Source organism: Mesorhizobium sp. P2_C4 (assembly GCF_056404575.1).
Window position 1 is genome coordinate 242509 of sequence record NZ_JBFUDT010000003.1, and the last position, 14661, is coordinate 257169.

12 protein-coding genes are annotated in these 14661 nt (G+C 62.9%); 10 read left to right on the forward strand and 2 right to left on the reverse strand.

Annotated features, from left to right (window positions below; genetic code table 11):
• Positions 1 to 120: 120 nt before the first annotated feature.
• Positions 121 to 2184, reverse strand: coding sequence for an FUSC family protein (locus tag AC1DX6_RS13700; protein ID WP_477314132.1), 2064 nt, complete (start codon positions 2182 to 2184; stop codon positions 121 to 123).
• A gap of 38 nt (positions 2185 to 2222) precedes the next feature.
• Positions 2223 to 4277 (reverse strand): DNA topoisomerase IV subunit B, encoded by a 2055-nt coding sequence (gene parE, locus AC1DX6_RS13705; RefSeq protein WP_477314134.1) that lies wholly within the window; start codon positions 4275 to 4277, stop codon positions 2223 to 2225.
• Positions 4278 to 4509: 232 nt separating this feature from the next.
• On the opposite strand from parE, the gene cpaB reads away from it, so the two are divergent.
• The 10 genes from cpaB to AC1DX6_RS13755 all read left to right on the forward strand — a co-directional run bounded on the left by cpaB (position 4510) and on the right by AC1DX6_RS13755 (position 14656).
• The gene (cpaB, locus tag AC1DX6_RS13710; RefSeq protein WP_477314136.1) at positions 4510 to 5439 is read left to right on the forward strand and encodes a Flp pilus assembly protein CpaB; all 930 of its coding nucleotides are present in this window, start codon (positions 4510 to 4512) and stop codon (positions 5437 to 5439) included.
• A gap of 82 nt (positions 5440 to 5521) precedes the next feature.
• Positions 5522 to 6913 carry a type II and III secretion system protein family protein gene (locus AC1DX6_RS13715; RefSeq protein ID WP_477315099.1) on the forward strand — a complete coding sequence of 464 codons (1392 nt, stop codon included), beginning with the start codon at positions 5522 to 5524 and terminating at the stop codon, positions 6911 to 6913.
• A 4-nt stretch (positions 6914 to 6917) separates the two neighbouring features.
• Positions 6918 to 7187 carry a hypothetical protein gene (locus AC1DX6_RS13720; RefSeq protein WP_477314138.1) on the forward strand — a complete coding sequence of 90 codons (270 nt, stop codon included), beginning with the start codon at positions 6918 to 6920 and terminating at the stop codon, positions 7185 to 7187.
• 42 nt (positions 7188 to 7229) lie between these two features.
• Positions 7230 to 8444, forward strand: a complete 1215-nt coding sequence (locus tag AC1DX6_RS13725) for a CpaE/TadZ family protein (protein WP_477314140.1) — start codon at positions 7230 to 7232, stop codon at positions 8442 to 8444.
• Positions 8441 to 9862 carry a CpaF family protein gene (locus AC1DX6_RS13730; protein WP_477314142.1) on the forward strand — a complete coding sequence of 474 codons (1422 nt, stop codon included), beginning with the start codon at positions 8441 to 8443 and terminating at the stop codon, positions 9860 to 9862. The genes AC1DX6_RS13725 and AC1DX6_RS13730 overlap by 4 nt, the downstream gene beginning before the upstream one ends.
• A gap of 3 nt (positions 9863 to 9865) precedes the next feature.
• Positions 9866 to 10831 carry a type II secretion system F family protein gene (locus tag AC1DX6_RS13735; protein WP_477314144.1) on the forward strand — a complete coding sequence of 322 codons (966 nt, stop codon included), beginning with the start codon at positions 9866 to 9868 and terminating at the stop codon, positions 10829 to 10831.
• 1 nt (position 10832) lies between these two features.
• Positions 10833 to 11795 carry a type II secretion system F family protein gene (locus tag AC1DX6_RS13740; protein ID WP_477314146.1) on the forward strand — a complete coding sequence of 321 codons (963 nt, stop codon included), beginning with the start codon at positions 10833 to 10835 and terminating at the stop codon, positions 11793 to 11795.
• A gap of 79 nt (positions 11796 to 11874) precedes the next feature.
• The gene (locus AC1DX6_RS13745) at positions 11875 to 12711 is read left to right on the forward strand and encodes a PA3715 family protein (RefSeq protein ID WP_477314148.1); all 837 of its coding nucleotides are present in this window, start codon (positions 11875 to 11877) and stop codon (positions 12709 to 12711) included.
• Positions 12712 to 12842: 131 nt separating this feature from the next.
• Positions 12843 to 13313, forward strand: coding sequence for a tetratricopeptide repeat protein (locus AC1DX6_RS13750; protein ID WP_477314150.1), 471 nt, complete (start codon positions 12843 to 12845; stop codon positions 13311 to 13313).
• A gap of 170 nt (positions 13314 to 13483) precedes the next feature.
• Positions 13484 to 14656, forward strand: a complete 1173-nt coding sequence (locus AC1DX6_RS13755; protein WP_477314152.1) for a GGDEF domain-containing protein — start codon at positions 13484 to 13486, stop codon at positions 14654 to 14656.
• The last annotated feature ends 5 nt before the right edge of the window (positions 14657 to 14661 follow it).

The following is a 14661-nucleotide window of genomic DNA, read 5'->3' on the forward strand; positions in this document are numbered from 1 at the left end:
GGCCGGCCTGCAAATGGCAGCTTCCTGCGCTTCCGGTGCTCACGTACCCAAAAGTGCGCTCCGCTCCGGTTCTCGGCATCAGCCATTTTCGGCTCGGCCTGACCTGAATCTCAACACACCCTAGACCCGGTCTTTAGCGAAGAACTCCGGGAAATCCTCGATCGCGGCGGCGATGATGCGCAGCGAGGCGGCGATCTGCAGCATTTCGGCGGCATCGCTGCGCTCGGTGAGGCCGGCTGCATATTGTCTGGCAACGGTGATGGTCGCGGTTTGCGGCTCGCCTGGTCTGTGAAACAGCAGCTCGCGCGCCAGTCCGCGCAGAAAATTGGTGATCGAAAGCGCGGTTTCGGTTGGGGTGGCGGGATTCTGCTGCGCACTGCGCAGGCGCAGGATTTCGAGCCCGACGGTGACGGCGGCGATGCTGCCATCGAGAATGGCGTCGCCTTTCTTGCCGGCGCGTTGCATCAGTGGCATCAGCTGGTTGACCCGGTCATAGGCGAGGCTCTCGAAGGCCGAGCGTCTAGGCACGCGCTCATGCAGGCAAAGCCGCGCCAGATCTTCGCGCATGGCCCGGACGATGCGGTTGATGGTGACCCAGGGGTCGGCGGGCAGCACGACGAGGAAGACCCCGATCGCCAAAAGGATGCCGACCAGGATCGACGCCGACCCGGCAAAGAATGGCACGGGATCGTAGGTCATCGCCTGATGCGGGCTGAGGAAGGCCAGGAAATTGATGGCAAAGGCGGTGGCGACGCCGACAGTGCGCGGATTGGCCATTGCGAGTGCCGCCGGCATCAGGATCGGAACGACAAGGAACGCGAACCAGCCGAAGCCGGGCAGAGCGGGAAGCGCGAGTTGACCGACGAGGAAGGCGAAGGGCAGGGCCAGCAATGTTCCCTTGAAAAAGCCCCAGGCCGACTGGACGGGATCGGGGCGCGCGGCAAACAGGCTGGAGACGACGGCGACAAGAATGACCGTGCCTGCCGCTTCGGACCATTTCGTCGTCAGCCAGAAGGCGGCGACCAGCAACGTGGCGAGGGCGGCGCGCACGGCGTTGCGCCAGGCCGCATGGTAGTCGCGGTGCACGACCAGCGCCGGCTGCTTGCGCTCGCGCGCCGGGCGGGAGGCGGGAGAGCGCAGCGCATCGAGGCCGCGCAGCACCTGCTTCAGGGCTTCCGCGAAATCGGCGGCGATGGTGAGACGGGTGACAGTGCCCAGCCTGTCGCCATCTTGCACACTCGACATATCCGGCGTTTGCCGGGCCTTGGCGGCGATCGCATCGAGCCGCGCCACCCAGGGCGCGGTGTCGTCGAGGGCGCCCGGTTTGGCCGCCAGTTCGCCGACCAGGGCCTGCAGGTCGGTGCGCACCGGAATGAGGGCGGCATTTTTCGGTGCGGCATGGGCATGCGGCGCGCGCGCAGCCGACAGGGCCGACAGAAGCTGGCCGATCGTGCGCCTGACCGGATGGGCGCGGGTGGCGAAGCTCGGTGCTTCCAGCCTGGCATAGGTGCGCATTTCGCCGAGCGTCTGGGCATCGGTGATCAGCTTTCGGTGCAGGCCGGCAAGCATTGCCGCATCGCCGCCGGAGAAGGCGCCGCCGGCATAGACGGCAAGGTCGAGAATGCTGCGCTTCAGCCTGGCGATGATGGCGTCGGCCGCCAGTTTCGGCAGGATCAGACGGCTGGTCAGGCCGGCGCAGACGATGCCAAGCACGATCTCGGCGCAACGTGCTACGGCAAGATCGACGACAAGGTGCGGCTGTCCGAAGGCCGGCAGGCCGATGATCATGGCGGTATAGCCGGCAAGTGCTGCGCCATAGGCTTCAGGATTGCGCAGCAGCGACGAGACCAGCGTGCAGAGGCCGATCCAGACCGCCAGCGCGGTGACCAGCAGCCAGGGGCCGGTGCCGAAGACGGTGGTGATGCCGATCGCCGCCAGACCGCCGGCCAGCGTGCCGAGCAGCCGATAAAAGCCTTTCGCCAGCACCATGCCGGCAACCGGCTGGGCGACGATGAACACCGTCATCATCGCCCATTGCGGGTGGTCGAGCTTGAGGGCGTAGGCGGCGAGAAGCGCGATCAGGCCGGCCGAAACGGTGCGCAGGGCAAAAATCCAGTCCGAGCGCGTCGGCTGTGTCAGCGCGGCGAAACTCGTGCCGATATGCTCGTTCAGCCGCGCCCACATGCTCGTCTCCTAGAACGGCAAATTAGAGTAGCGGGCGCTTAGATATCCAGCACTTCCGTTGCGGCGAATTCGGCCCGTTCCTGGATGAAACGGAAGCGTGCCTCCGGCTTGGTGCCCATCAGCGCATCGACCGCATCCTTGGTCGCAGCCACGGCATCGATCACGTCGACCCTGAGCAGCGTGCGCTTCCTTGGATCCATGGTGGTTTCCTTGAGCTGCGCGGCCATCATCTCGCCCAGGCCCTTGAAGCGGCCGATCTCGACTTTGCCGCGGCCGGTGAATTCGGTGCGCAGAAGCTCGTCCTTGTGGCCATCGTCGCGGGCATAGGCGACCTTGCCGCCTTGCCGGATCGAATAGAGCGGCGGCACCGCCAGATAGAGATGGCCGCCGTTCACCAGGTTAGGCATTTCTTGGTAGAAGAAGGTGATCAGCAGCGAAGCGATGTGGGCGCCGTCGACGTCGGCGTCGGTCATGATGATGACCCGGTCGTAGCGCAAATCCTCGTCGCGGTACTTTGACCGCGTGCCGCAGCCGAGCGCCTGGATCAGGTCCGAGATCTGCTGGTTGGCAGCCAGCTTGTCGTTGCCGGCGCTGGCGACATTGAGGATTTTTCCACGCAGCGGCAACACCGCCTGGCTGGCGCGGTCGCGTGCCTGTTTGGCCGAGCCGCCGGCCGAATCGCCTTCGACGATGAACAGTTCGGCGCCGGCGGCGGCGTTCTGCGTGCAGTCGGCGAGTTTGCCGGGCAGCCTGAGCTTGCGCACCGCGCTCTTGCGCGACACTTCCTTTTCCTGGCGCCGGCGCACCCGTTCGTCAGCGCGCGCGATCACCCACTCAAGCAGCTTTGAAGCTTCCTGCGGGTTGTCGGCCAGCCAGTGGTCGAAGGGGTCGCGGATCGCGGTTTCGACAATGCGAATTGCCTCGATCGTCGCCAGCCTGTCCTTGGTCTGGCCGACGAATTCCGGTTCGCGGATGAACACCGACAGCATGCCCGCCGCCGAGATCATGACGTCTTCCGAGGTGACGATCGAGGCGCGCTTGTTGCCAACCAGATCGGCATAGGCGCGCAAACCCCGCGTCAGGACGTTGCGAAAGCCGGCCTCGTGGGTGCCGCCTTCGCCGGTCGGGATGGTGTTGCAGTAGGAATTGATGAAACCGTCGCCGCCGAACCAGGTCACCGCCCATTCGAGCGAACCGTGGCCGCCTTGTTTCTCGCTCTTGCCGGCAAAGATTTCGCGAGTGACCTGGAAGTCGTCGCCAAGCGATGCCTTCAGATAGTCCTTGAGACCGCCCGGAAAATGGAACTCGGCTTTCGCCGGCGTCGTGTCCTTGTCCTTGATCAGCGAGGGATCGCAGGTCCAGCGGATCTCGACGCCGCCGAACAGATAGGCTTTTGAGCGCGTCATCCGGTAGAGCCGCGCCGGTTCGAACGCCGCGCCCTTGCCGAAGATCTGCTCGTCGGGATGGAAACGGATTTTTGTGCCGCGCCGGTTGTGGACCTCGCCGAGCTGTTCCAGGCCGGTCACCGGAACGCCACGTGAAAAGCGCTGGCGATAGAGCTGGCGGCCACGGGCGACTTCGACCTCGAGATGGTCCGAGAGCGCGTTGACGACGGAAACGCCGACGCCGTGCAGACCGCCCGAGGTCTCATAGACCTTGCTATCGAACTTGCCGCCCGAATGCAGCGTCGTCATGATGACTTCGAGCGCCGGCTTCTTAAATTTCGGGTGCGGATCGACAGGAATGCCGCGGCCATTGTCGGTGACGGCCAGATAGCCGTCGGCGGTAAGTTCGACGTCGATGAAGGTCGCGTGGCCGGCGACCGCCTCGTCCATCGAATTGTCGATGACCTCGGCGAACAGATGGTGCATCGCCTTGTCGTCGGTGCCGCCAATATACATGCCGGGCCGGCGCCGCACCGGCTCCAGCCCCTCCAGAACCTCGATGTCGGCGGCACTGTAGCCCTCGCTGCCGTCGCGGGTTGCTGCCGGACGCTTTGCCGCCTGCACAATCGGATCGACCGCGCGTGGCGCGGCGCGAATCGGTTGCGGCTGCTTGTCCAAGCTACCGAAAAGATCGTTGTTGTCGTCCATGCTGGCCATAGATTCCGATGCTGCGAATCACCCTTCGATACTGCCACGCTTTTTGCGGGCGAACGAGGGTTCCTGTTCCGTTCGGGGGATGGAACGTCTTAGCCTAAAACCATTCGATAACCAAGCCGGCGGAAATAGGTCGAAGCGGCAGCGCCGGATTCCTGAATCTTTAACAATGCGGCCTAATGTAAGCCTCAACGAACAAAAGACCACAGGTTCCAGGGGTATCGGCGTGAGGGGCAAGGCCATAACGATGATCGGCATCGCCGCCGTTTTCGGGGCGATCTCGATTTTTGCCGCGGATTTCTGGGTGAAGAGCCAGGCCAAGGCCGATCTCGGAGAGAAGACGGCGTCAATCTCGGTCCCGGAAGCGCCCAAGATCGAGTTCAAGACCATCGTGGTGGCGAACGCGCCGCTGCGTTACGGGATGCCACTCGACCGGGCACAGCTCAGCGAAATCCCGTGGTCGCAGGATTCCGTCCCGCAAGGGGCCTTCACCACCGTCGATGCCTTGCTTGCCGACGGCAACCGCGTGGTGCTTTCGCCGATCGAGATCAACGAACCGGTGCTGCTCTCCAAATTGTCGGGGCCGAATGGCCGCGCAACGCTTTCCAACATGCTGTCGCCGGGAATGCGGGCGGTGACCATCCGCACCGACGAGATTGCCGGTGTCGGCGGGTTCGTCACGCCGGGCGACCGGGTCGATGTCGTGCTGACGCGCGATGCGGGTGAAATCCAGGAAGTGGCCAAGAACGCGCAAGGCGCGTCGGGTTCGACCGTCACCTCCGAAATCGTCGTATCCGACGCCAAGGTGCTTAGCGTCGGGCAGGGTGCCGACGAGCGCCAGACCACGCCGCAGATCGCCAATTCGGTGACCATCGAGGTGACGACCGAGGGCGCGCAGAAAGTTGCACTTGCCCGCACCGTCGGCACCTTGTCCTTCTCGCTTCGCTCTTCCAGCGAAGGCGGCGAGGGCAAGAACGGCGTCACCACCATCTCATCCTTCGGTGGCTCGGTCGCATCCAGCGTGCAGGCCACGGCCGGTTCGCTGTTCGATGCCATGACGAAGGAGCCGGAGAAGCCGAAGTTCAAGACGATCATCGTGACGCGCGGCACGCAGGCCGAGGAATACCAGGTTCCTACACGGGACCAGAAACAATAGCCGGTGGGGACCGGCCGGGGACGGGACAATGTTTGGGCTGAATTCATATCGGATGACGACAGGTCTGCGCCTTTTGCGCGCCATGGCGGCAGCGGCTACGCTGGTCGCGGCGGCGACGCTCGGCACCAGCGGGCCGGCCAGGGCCAACAATGACATCGTCTATGTCTCGGCGACCAAGAACGCCTCTATCAAGGTTGCCAAGGGCAAGCCGAAGACAATCGTGACGAGTGCGGCCTTCTACCAGATCGTCATCGGCGATCCGGAGATCGCCAACGTAAATCCGCTTACCGACAAGTCCTTCTACGTGCTCGGCAACAATCTCGGCACCACCGGTGTCGCGCTGTTCGACGAAAAGAAGCAGCTTGTCGGCACCGTCGACATTGAGGTGACCCTCGATACAGACCAGTTGGCAAGCACCATCCGCGCCAGCGTGCCGGACGCCAACATCAGGGTTGGTTCCGCCAATGGCCGCGTCGTGCTGTCGGGCGAGGCGGACGATGCGGTCGCCGCCGAGAAGGCGAACCAGATCGCCACGCGCTTTTCCGGCAAAGAGGACGTGATCAACTCGGTCAACATCTCGTCGTCGCAGCAGGTTCAGCTCAACGTCCGCTTCGTCGAGATCAACCGGCAGGCCGGGCAGCAGCTTGGCGCGAAATACAGCGCCAATTTTGCCTACGGCATCGGCGGGCGCGACGTCACGCTGGAGCCCGGGGCAATCGCGCCGGCAGGGTCGGGCGAGATCATCGGCCGGCTGTTGTCGAATGGCGTTTCGATCGACATCGCCATCAAAGCATTGGAAGACCACGGGCTCGCCCGGCGATTGGCCGAGCCGAACCTGATCGCCCGTTCGGGCCAAACGGCGAGCTTCCTCGCCGGCGGCGAGTTCCCGATCCCGGTCTCCGAGGACAATGGCAAGATCTCCGTCAGCTACAAGAAATATGGCGTCAGCCTGGATTTCACGCCGACAGTGCTCAAGGATGGGCTGGTCAGCCTGGACATCGCGCCGGAAGTGTCCTCGATCGACGCGTCGGCTTCCTACAACATCGGCAACATTTCTGTGCCGGGCTTCATCGTGCGCCGCGCCAAGACCTCGGTCGACCTGAAGAACGGACAGAGCTTCATGATTGCCGGCCTGCTGCAATCGCAGAACGACATCACGACGTCGCGCATTCCCGGCCTTGGCAAACTGCCGGTGCTTGGGTCGCTGTTTTCCTCCAAGGCCTATCAGCGGCGCGAGACCGATCTGGTGATCATCGTCACGCCCTATCTGGTCAAGCCGGTCGACCCGTCGAAAAAGCTCGCCGAGCCGACCGACGGCACGCAGCCGGCCAGCAATGCCGACTACTTTCTCAACAACACCGAGGAAGTGAAGGCGTCCGACGCCAACCGTGCGTTGGCAATGGCCGGCGGCAGCACGGCACAGCCGACCGCAGTCACCACGGTCGGGCATTTCCTCGACCTGCCGAAGGATTGAAGCCATGCGCCTGGTTCCAGGACTATGCATCACCCTGTTGCTCGCCGGCTTTTCCAGCGGCTGTACCAGTGACGACTATGTGCGCAGCGAAGGGCCGACGACAGGCGCCGGCAACGCGCAGGCTGCCAATACGGTCATGCAGATGGTCGATCCGTGGAAATACGGCGTCCAGAACACAAAGCTTCTGGTTCCGGCCCAACGCAGCAGTGCGGCGGCCGGCGCCGCCGATCAGGCGGCCGGCACCCAGGCTGCACAGGCGACCACAACCAATTGATTGGCGTTTTTATTGGCGAATGACCTGACAGGCTGAAAAACAATGGCAAGCGGCATCAAGACCAAGAATATCCTGCTCGTATCCGGTGATAGGGCTTTCCTGCAGGACACGCGCACGGCGTTCGCCGCCTCGGAGGTCATCCAGCTTTCGACGGTCGAGAAAAATGTCACCGAGCTTCGCGGTGAGGTGCAGGAGAGCGATTTCGGTGCCCTCATCGTCGACATGGATGCCGCAAAGCTCGAAGAGATCGAGTCGCTGCAGCGCATCATGCGCCGGCTGGAAGGCCGCGTTCCGGTCGTCGTCGTCACCCAGGAATTCAACGCCGCCGCGGTGCGCATCCTGGTCCAGCTCAAGGTCGCCGACTTTCTGGTCAAGCCGATCACCACCGCCGATCTGGTGCGCTCCGTCATCCGCGCGCTGCAAGGGCCGGGTCGCGAGGAAAACACCGAGTCGCAGATCTACACCTTCATGCCGGCCGCCGGCGGCGTCGGCACCACGACGCTCGCGCTGCAGACCGCTTTTCAGCTGCACCATTCGGTGACGCGCGGCGCGTCGACTTGCGTGGTCGATCTCAATTTCCAGCAAGGCGCCTGCGCCGAATATCTCGACCTCGAACCGCGCTTCGACATCACCGAAATCGAGAACCAGCCCGAGCGCCTCGACCGGCAGCTGCTCGATGTCATGCTGTCCAAGCATGCGAGCGGGCTCTGCGTGCTGGCGGCGCCGACGCGCCCGTCGGAAATGCGCTCCTTCAAGACCGACGTCGTGGTGCGCATGCTCGATCTCGTCTCGGCCTATTTCGACAATGTCGTCATCGACATGCCGCGTACCTGGTTTCCGTGGACGGAGACGGTGCTGCTCGGCTCCAACAAGCTCTACATCGTCGCTGAAATGACGGTGCCGTGCCTGCGCCATACGCAGCGCCTCATCCAGGCCGTCTACGAGACGGCCGGCAAGGAAGTGAAGCCGAACGTCATCGTCAACCGCTTCGAACAGAAGATGTTCGACAGCGGCATCAAGCATGCGGATGTGCAGGAAATCCTCGGCGAGCATTTCGTCGGCGGCATCTCCAACAACTATCGGCTGGTGCGCGAGGCGGTCGATCGCGGTGTGCCGCTGCACGAGATCGACCCGAACGCCAATGTCGTCAACGATCTCAAGAAAATCATCCTGCCAGAAGAAGCGGTCGCGACGCCCGAGAAATCGCGCTCGCTGTTCAGTATCGGCAAGGGATTGCTGAAGAGGAAGGCCGGATGACCAGCCGCTTTTCCACACTGCAGAATCGCGACACGCGCCCGCAAAAGCTGGCTGATGTCGCGCCGGTCGCGCACCACGCCGTTGTCATTCCGACGACCCGCAAGGCGTTGCCGGCAAAGCCGGAAGCCACGCCGGCCAAGGGCGGCAACAAGGTGGGCGACGCGCGCGTTCGTATCCACCGGATGTTGCTTGAGGAAATCAACCTGGTCGCGCTCGAACGGCTGCCCAAGGACGAGATGCGCCGCCAGGTTCATGAATTCGTCTCCGAAAAGGCGCGCCAGGAGCGGATGGCGATCAACACCGTCGAGCTTGACGCGCTGGTTGACGACATTGTCGACGAGATGGTCGGCCTCGGCCCGCTGGAACCGCTGCTGAAGGATCCCGAGATCAACGACATTCTGATCAACGGCCACCAGAACTGCTTTGTCGAAAAACGCGGCAAGCTGCAGCAGGTCCACATCCCCTTCAAGGATGAGGCGCATCTGCTTCGAATCATAAACAAAATCGTCGCTGCGGTAGGCCGGCGCGTCGACGAATCGCAGCCGATGGTCGATGCGCGCATGCTGGACGGCTCGCGCTTCAACGCCGCCATTCGGCCGGTCGGCGTCGACGGGCCGCTGGTGTCGATCCGCAAGTTTTCCAAGAACAAGCTCGGCCTGCACAAGCTGGTCGAGTTCGGCGCCATCACACAGAACATGGCCGAAGTGCTGGCCGCGGCCGTGCATGCCCGCAAGACGACCATCATCTCCGGCGGCACCGGCACCGGCAAGACGACGATGCTGAATGCGCTGTCGGCCTTCATTCCGGAAGACGAACGCTTGATCACCATCGAGGATGCGGCGGAGCTGCAGCTGCAGCAGCCGCATGTCGCGCGCATGGAAACGCGTCCGGCCAACATCGAAGGCCATGGCGAATTGAGGCAGCGCGACCTGGTCAAGAACGCGCTGCGCATGCGTCCGGACCGCGTCATCCTCGGCGAGTGCCGCGGCGAGGAAGCCTTCGACATGCTGCAAGCGATGAACACCGGCCATGAAGGCTCGATGGCGACCATCCACGCCAACACGCCGCGCGATTGCATTTCGCGTCTGGAACAGATGCTCGGCATGACCGGCATGCCGATGACGGTGCAGTCGATCCGCAGCCAGATCGCCAGCGCAATCGACCTCATCGTGCAGCTGACCCGCCTGTCCGACGGCAAGCGCAAGGTGACCAGCGTCGCCGAGGTGACCGGCATGGAAGGCGACGTCATCCAGATGCAGGAGATCTTCCGCTTCGTGCGCACCGGCATGGAGGCCGACGGCAAGATCCTCGGCTACTACGAGGCGACCGGCATCCGTCCGCGCTTCCTCGAAGATCTGCGCGCCATGGGCATCGAATTCCCGGGAAAATATTTCGAACCAGGCCGGCCGCAGGAGTAGGCGGTGTTCCAGAATTTCAGTGCCATCTACGTCGTCTACGCGGCGGCAGCACTCACCGGCATCATGATCGCCGAGGGTTGCTATTTGCTCTATGCCGGGCGCAGCGACAAGCGCACCGCCATCAACCGGCGCATGAAGCTTCAGGAAAACAAGATCAGCCAGGAACAGGTGCTGATCCAGTTGCGCAAGGAGCGCGGCCTCGAAGCCGGCACCTCGCTGTTTTCCCCCGACCGCTTCCGCGCCCTGCGCACGCAGTCGGGCATGACCATGCCGCTGTCGAAATTCCTGATGATCACTTCGGGCGTGGCGCTGGCGATGACGTTCGCCGCACTCTGGTACGGCCTGTCGCTGCTGCTCGGGCTTCTGTTGCTGGTCGTCCTGGTGCCGCTGCTGCCGGTGATGGCAATGCGTTCCATGCGCGGCAAACGGCTGAAGCGGTTCGGCTTGCAGTTGCCTGAAGCGCTGGAATTGATCACGCGCGGCCTCAAGGCCGGCCATCCGGTGCCGGTGGCAATCGCCATGGTGTCGCGCGAAATGCCTGATCCGATCGGCACCGAGTTCGGCGTCATCGCAGACGAGGTGACGTATGGCTCGGATCTGGTTTCGGCGTTGAATTCGCTGTTCGACCGGGTCGGCCATGAGGATCTGCCGCTGTTCATCACCGCCGTGTCGATCCAGACCAGTTCGGGCGGCAATCTGCGTGAAATCCTCGACGGGCTGTCGACGACGATCCGCGAACGCGGCAAGCTGCGGCGCAAGGTGCGCGCCATTTCGTCGGAAGGCCGCATGTCGGCCTACATCCTGACCGCGGTGCCGGCGCTGCTGTTTACCGGCATCATGGTGTTGATGCCGCAATTCTATCGCGATGTTTGGGACGTACCGAAGACCTGGTACCTGCTTGGCGGTTCGATCTTCTGGCTGATGCTGGGCAACGTCATCATGTTCAAGATGTCGAACTTCAGGTTCTGACATGGAACAAATCATCCAATTCCTCGCTTCGCTGGCGCCGACCTCGCTGATGCCCGTGGCCGTGATGCTGCTGGCGTTGGGCGGTGGCGCGGTGGCGTGGCCGCTGGTGGTGGCGAAAGGCGACCGCAACGACCTCAAGCGCCGGCTCAAGGTCGAGCAGAACAAGGTGGTTGAACAGGCCGAACCGACACCGAAGAAAAATTCCAACGCGGTGCGCGAAAAGGCGGTGAAGCGGGCGCAGGACTTCTATGCCAAGAGCGATCCGGAAAATGTCGCCCGGCTGCGCATGAAACTCATCCAGGCCGGCTACATGGAACCGCGCGCGGTCGGCATGTTCTTCCTGATCCGTTTCGCCGCCTTTGTCGGCGGCGCGATCGGTGCGTTTGTGGTCAACGAATGGATGGCCAGCTCCGATGCGACCGCGACCAGCCGCTGGACCTTCATCATCCTGTCTGGAGCGGCTGGCTATTTCCTGCCCGGCCTAGTGCTGACCCAGAAGGTGCGGGAAAAGATGCGCGAATATCGCAACGGATTTCCCGACTTCATGGATCTGATGATTGTCTGTTCCGATGCCGGCATGAGCATGGAAGCCGGCATCGAACGCGTCTCGAAGGAACTCGCCAAGACCTATCCGGCGCTGAGCCAGAATCTGCAGCTGGTGTCGCTGGAGCTCAGGGCAGGGCGCAGCCTCGACGACGCGCTGAAGGCGCTTGCTGACCGCCTCAGCCTGGACGAGGTGCGTTCGTTCGCGACGCTGCTGCAGCAATCGAAGGAACTCGGCACGAGCCTGTCGGGAGCGCTGCGCGTCTTCTCCGACGAAATGCGCCACAAGCGCATGTCGTTGGCCGAGGAGAAAGCGCACGCTTTGCCGGCCAAAATGTCGGTGCCGGTTGTGGTCTGCATCCTGCCGGTGGTGCTGATGATCGCCGTCATTCCGATTATCGTCAAAATGACGGCGCATTAGAAACTAGCGCTCCTGAAAGAAAGTCAGTCCCGGAATGCAGAACAGGGCCTGACAACCGATCAATCTGACCGAGAATTCCATGCGAATATTGTTGCGAACGCTCTTCCTCGGCCTCGCTGCCACCAGCCTGTCGCCCGCCTGGGCCGCGGCCGACGATTGCGGCGATGCTGCTGCCCTGGTGCAGCAGGCCTATCCCAAGGCCCAAAAGAGCGCCGACGGCGCCTCGTTCACGCTGGAACCTCATACCAGCATCGCGCTCACGCTGCCCGATAGCGATTCGCCATTCGGCCTGGTCTGCAAGATCTGGCCCGCTCATGACGAGCTGTTGCTGGTCGCGGTGCCACTCACCGACAGCGTCCAATCCAGCGACGACGGGCATGTCGGCGATATCGAGCTTCTGGTCGTCGACAGGAACAGCCGCCAGGTGCGCCAGCGCCTGCTCCAGCCCGGGCTGATGACCGATGATGCCCTCGCCATCCGCGCGGTCGAATTCGATACCGGTCGCTATGGGCTGGCTCCCAAAGTCACCGCCTTTGGCCTGCGCATCGAAATCGCAAACCATTCGCAGGCCGCCCCCTTCAGCGAAACCGACCTGCGGCTCTATGCCGTCGACGGCGATGCGCTGCGGCTGGTGCTCGACGGCCTCGTCGTGGAAGGCAATGGTGGCGACGGCGATGCCAATTGCGCGGGATCCTTTCATTCCAGCCAGGTCAGCCTGGCGATGAACCCGGCTCGCCATCACGGCTATCACGACATCACCGTGGTCGAGCGGACGGATACCGACGATCCCTCCCTCGACACACAGGGTGAGTGCCAGTCCCATCCAGGCAAGTCCGTGAAACGGACCTACCGGCTGCGCTATGACGGCAGCCGCTATCCGGTTCCTGCGGCACTCAAGGTCATGGGACCGGAATAGCCTTCGTGTGGTTAATGGTGTGTGTGCCCGAAACCAAAATTTAGGTGCGTTTCAGCACTGAAGTTTAATTGCTCTCTTGTAGTCTGTTTCCTGAAGAACGACCCGGCAAATCGGGCGATTGAGGCAGGGGCATGCGTTACAGAACTCTCACGGCAATGGCCGCGATTGCGGCCGTCTTGATGGTCACGGGTTGTACGTCGAGCGGTGTCGATGCGACCAAGACCACCGCCATCCCACCAGTGGCAAAGGACGTCAGCTCGTCCGACCTGACGGAGGGCAAGGCGCAATTTCGCGACGCCAATTATGGCCTTGCCGAGAAGCATTTCCGCAAGGCGGTGGAACTGAAGGCCGACAATGCCGAAGCCTGGATGGGGCTTGCCGCTTCCTACGACGAACTCGGCCGCTTCGACTTCGCCGACCGCGCCTACGATCAGCTGTTGAAGGTCGCCGGACGCAAGCCGCAGATCATCAACAATATGGGCTATTCGCAATTGTTGCGCGGCAACCGCAAGAAGGCCAAGGCGCTGCTTCTGGAAGCCAAAGCCGGCATGACCGACCCGACGGTGGTCAATGCCAATCTGGCGCTGCTGAACAAGGGCTGAAACTTCGCCTCTGCCGTGCGCTGCTGCTTCCGCGGGGCGCGACAGCGACGCTTTGTAAACCTTGTCGAAAGGTAGCGTCGGACGGCCTGCCGAAAATACGTATCTGCAGCCTTTGGCTGCCCTAGAATGCAGCGCACCCGACGATCTCCCCAAGAGGCTGCTGCTCACACATGTTGGATTTCAGTTCGCTCCTGCTTGCAGCTGCGCTGTCTGGCGTATGCCTCAGCGTCACCATGTTTGCGATCTGGCTGAGCGCGCCGCGCGGGCGCTTCGTGCTGAGTGTGGCGTGCGGCATTCTCGTTCTGGTCGCGCATGTGATCTTGTTTTGGCAGTACACAAGGGCTCCGAGCCCCTGGCTTTGCCAGATCGTGCTGGCGCTACTCGGTCTCGGCTTTCTGACGCTCTGCCTGGCGGCCATGCAGTATCTCGGCGTGCACGAGTACAGACGTGTTGTTCTGCCGACGCTGTTTGCGATGGCTGTGTGCGCGGGCGTGACTTACCTCGGCCTCGACGGTGTCGGCTTCATCGTCACCTACGCTGCCGTAACGGCGCTGCTTGCGGTGATCGGGGCGATGTTCTGGATCAAAGGTGGCGGTCACGAGCGCCGGATCCTGCTGGTGGTTTCGTTCCTGAGTGGCGCCTGCGGGCTGTCGTTCGGACTTTGTGGCGCGATGCTTGTCATCAAGGGTCAGTGGGTGCTCGGCGTTGCCCCTGACAATTGGGCCGAACGACTGAATACCGTCGTGGCGGTTGCCTGCATGACCGGGCTCGGCGCTTTGACGCTGTCGCTGCATCATTTGCAGGCGCAGATCGAATTGAAGGCCGAGACCATGACCGATCCATTGACCGGGCTGATGAACCGGCGCGCGCTGACGGCATTTTATGGCGAGCGTGTCTTCGGCCCGTTCATGTCGGTCGTCATGTTCGACCTCGATCACTTCAAGAAGACCAATGATGTGTTCGGCCATCCAGTTGGCGATCAGGTTTTGTGCCGCTTTGCCGCGGTGATCCGGAAATATGGCAGAACCGGCGTCGATGCCTTTCGGCTGGGCGGCGAAGAATTCGTGCTGGTCATGTCGCGGGTGACGGAAGAAAAAGCCTACGACCTCGCAAGCAAGATCAGCGTCAGCTTCGGCACGGAAGTGGTGGCCACCCCGCTTGGTCCGTTGCGCAGCACGGTCAGCGGCGGCATCGGCTTTGGCGCAGCAGACGGCGCCAGCCTCGACGTCGTGCTGGCCGATGCCGACACTGCCCTTTATGCGGCCAAGCGCGCCGGACGAAATCGCGTCGTCGTCCAGAACAAGGCCAGCAAGGCCGACGAGCCGGCCCTGCGCACTGCTTGACTGCA

Excerpts from the sequence above, each read along its gene's own strand:
- AC1DX6_RS13700 (WP_477314132.1), bottom strand. The coding sequence starts at position 2,184 with ATGTGGGCGCGGCTGAACGAGCATATCGGCACGAGTTTCGCCGCGCTG.
- parE (WP_477314134.1), bottom strand. The coding sequence starts at position 4,277 with ATGGACGACAACAACGATCTTTTCGGTAGCTTGGACAAGCAGCCGCAA.
- AC1DX6_RS13715 (WP_477315099.1), top strand. The coding sequence starts at position 5,522 with ATGGCGGCAGCGGCTACGCTGGTCGCGGCGGCGACGCTCGGCACCAGC.
- AC1DX6_RS13720 (WP_477314138.1), top strand. The coding sequence starts at position 6,918 with ATGCGCCTGGTTCCAGGACTATGCATCACCCTGTTGCTCGCCGGCTTT.
- AC1DX6_RS13725 (WP_477314140.1), top strand. The coding sequence starts at position 7,230 with ATGGCAAGCGGCATCAAGACCAAGAATATCCTGCTCGTATCCGGTGAT.
- AC1DX6_RS13730 (WP_477314142.1), top strand. The coding sequence starts at position 8,441 with ATGACCAGCCGCTTTTCCACACTGCAGAATCGCGACACGCGCCCGCAA.
- AC1DX6_RS13740 (WP_477314146.1), top strand. The coding sequence starts at position 10,833 with ATGGAACAAATCATCCAATTCCTCGCTTCGCTGGCGCCGACCTCGCTG.
- AC1DX6_RS13745 (WP_477314148.1), top strand. The coding sequence starts at position 11,875 with ATGCGAATATTGTTGCGAACGCTCTTCCTCGGCCTCGCTGCCACCAGC.
- AC1DX6_RS13750 (WP_477314150.1), top strand. The coding sequence starts at position 12,843 with ATGCGTTACAGAACTCTCACGGCAATGGCCGCGATTGCGGCCGTCTTG.
- AC1DX6_RS13755 (WP_477314152.1), top strand. The coding sequence starts at position 13,484 with ATGTTGGATTTCAGTTCGCTCCTGCTTGCAGCTGCGCTGTCTGGCGTA.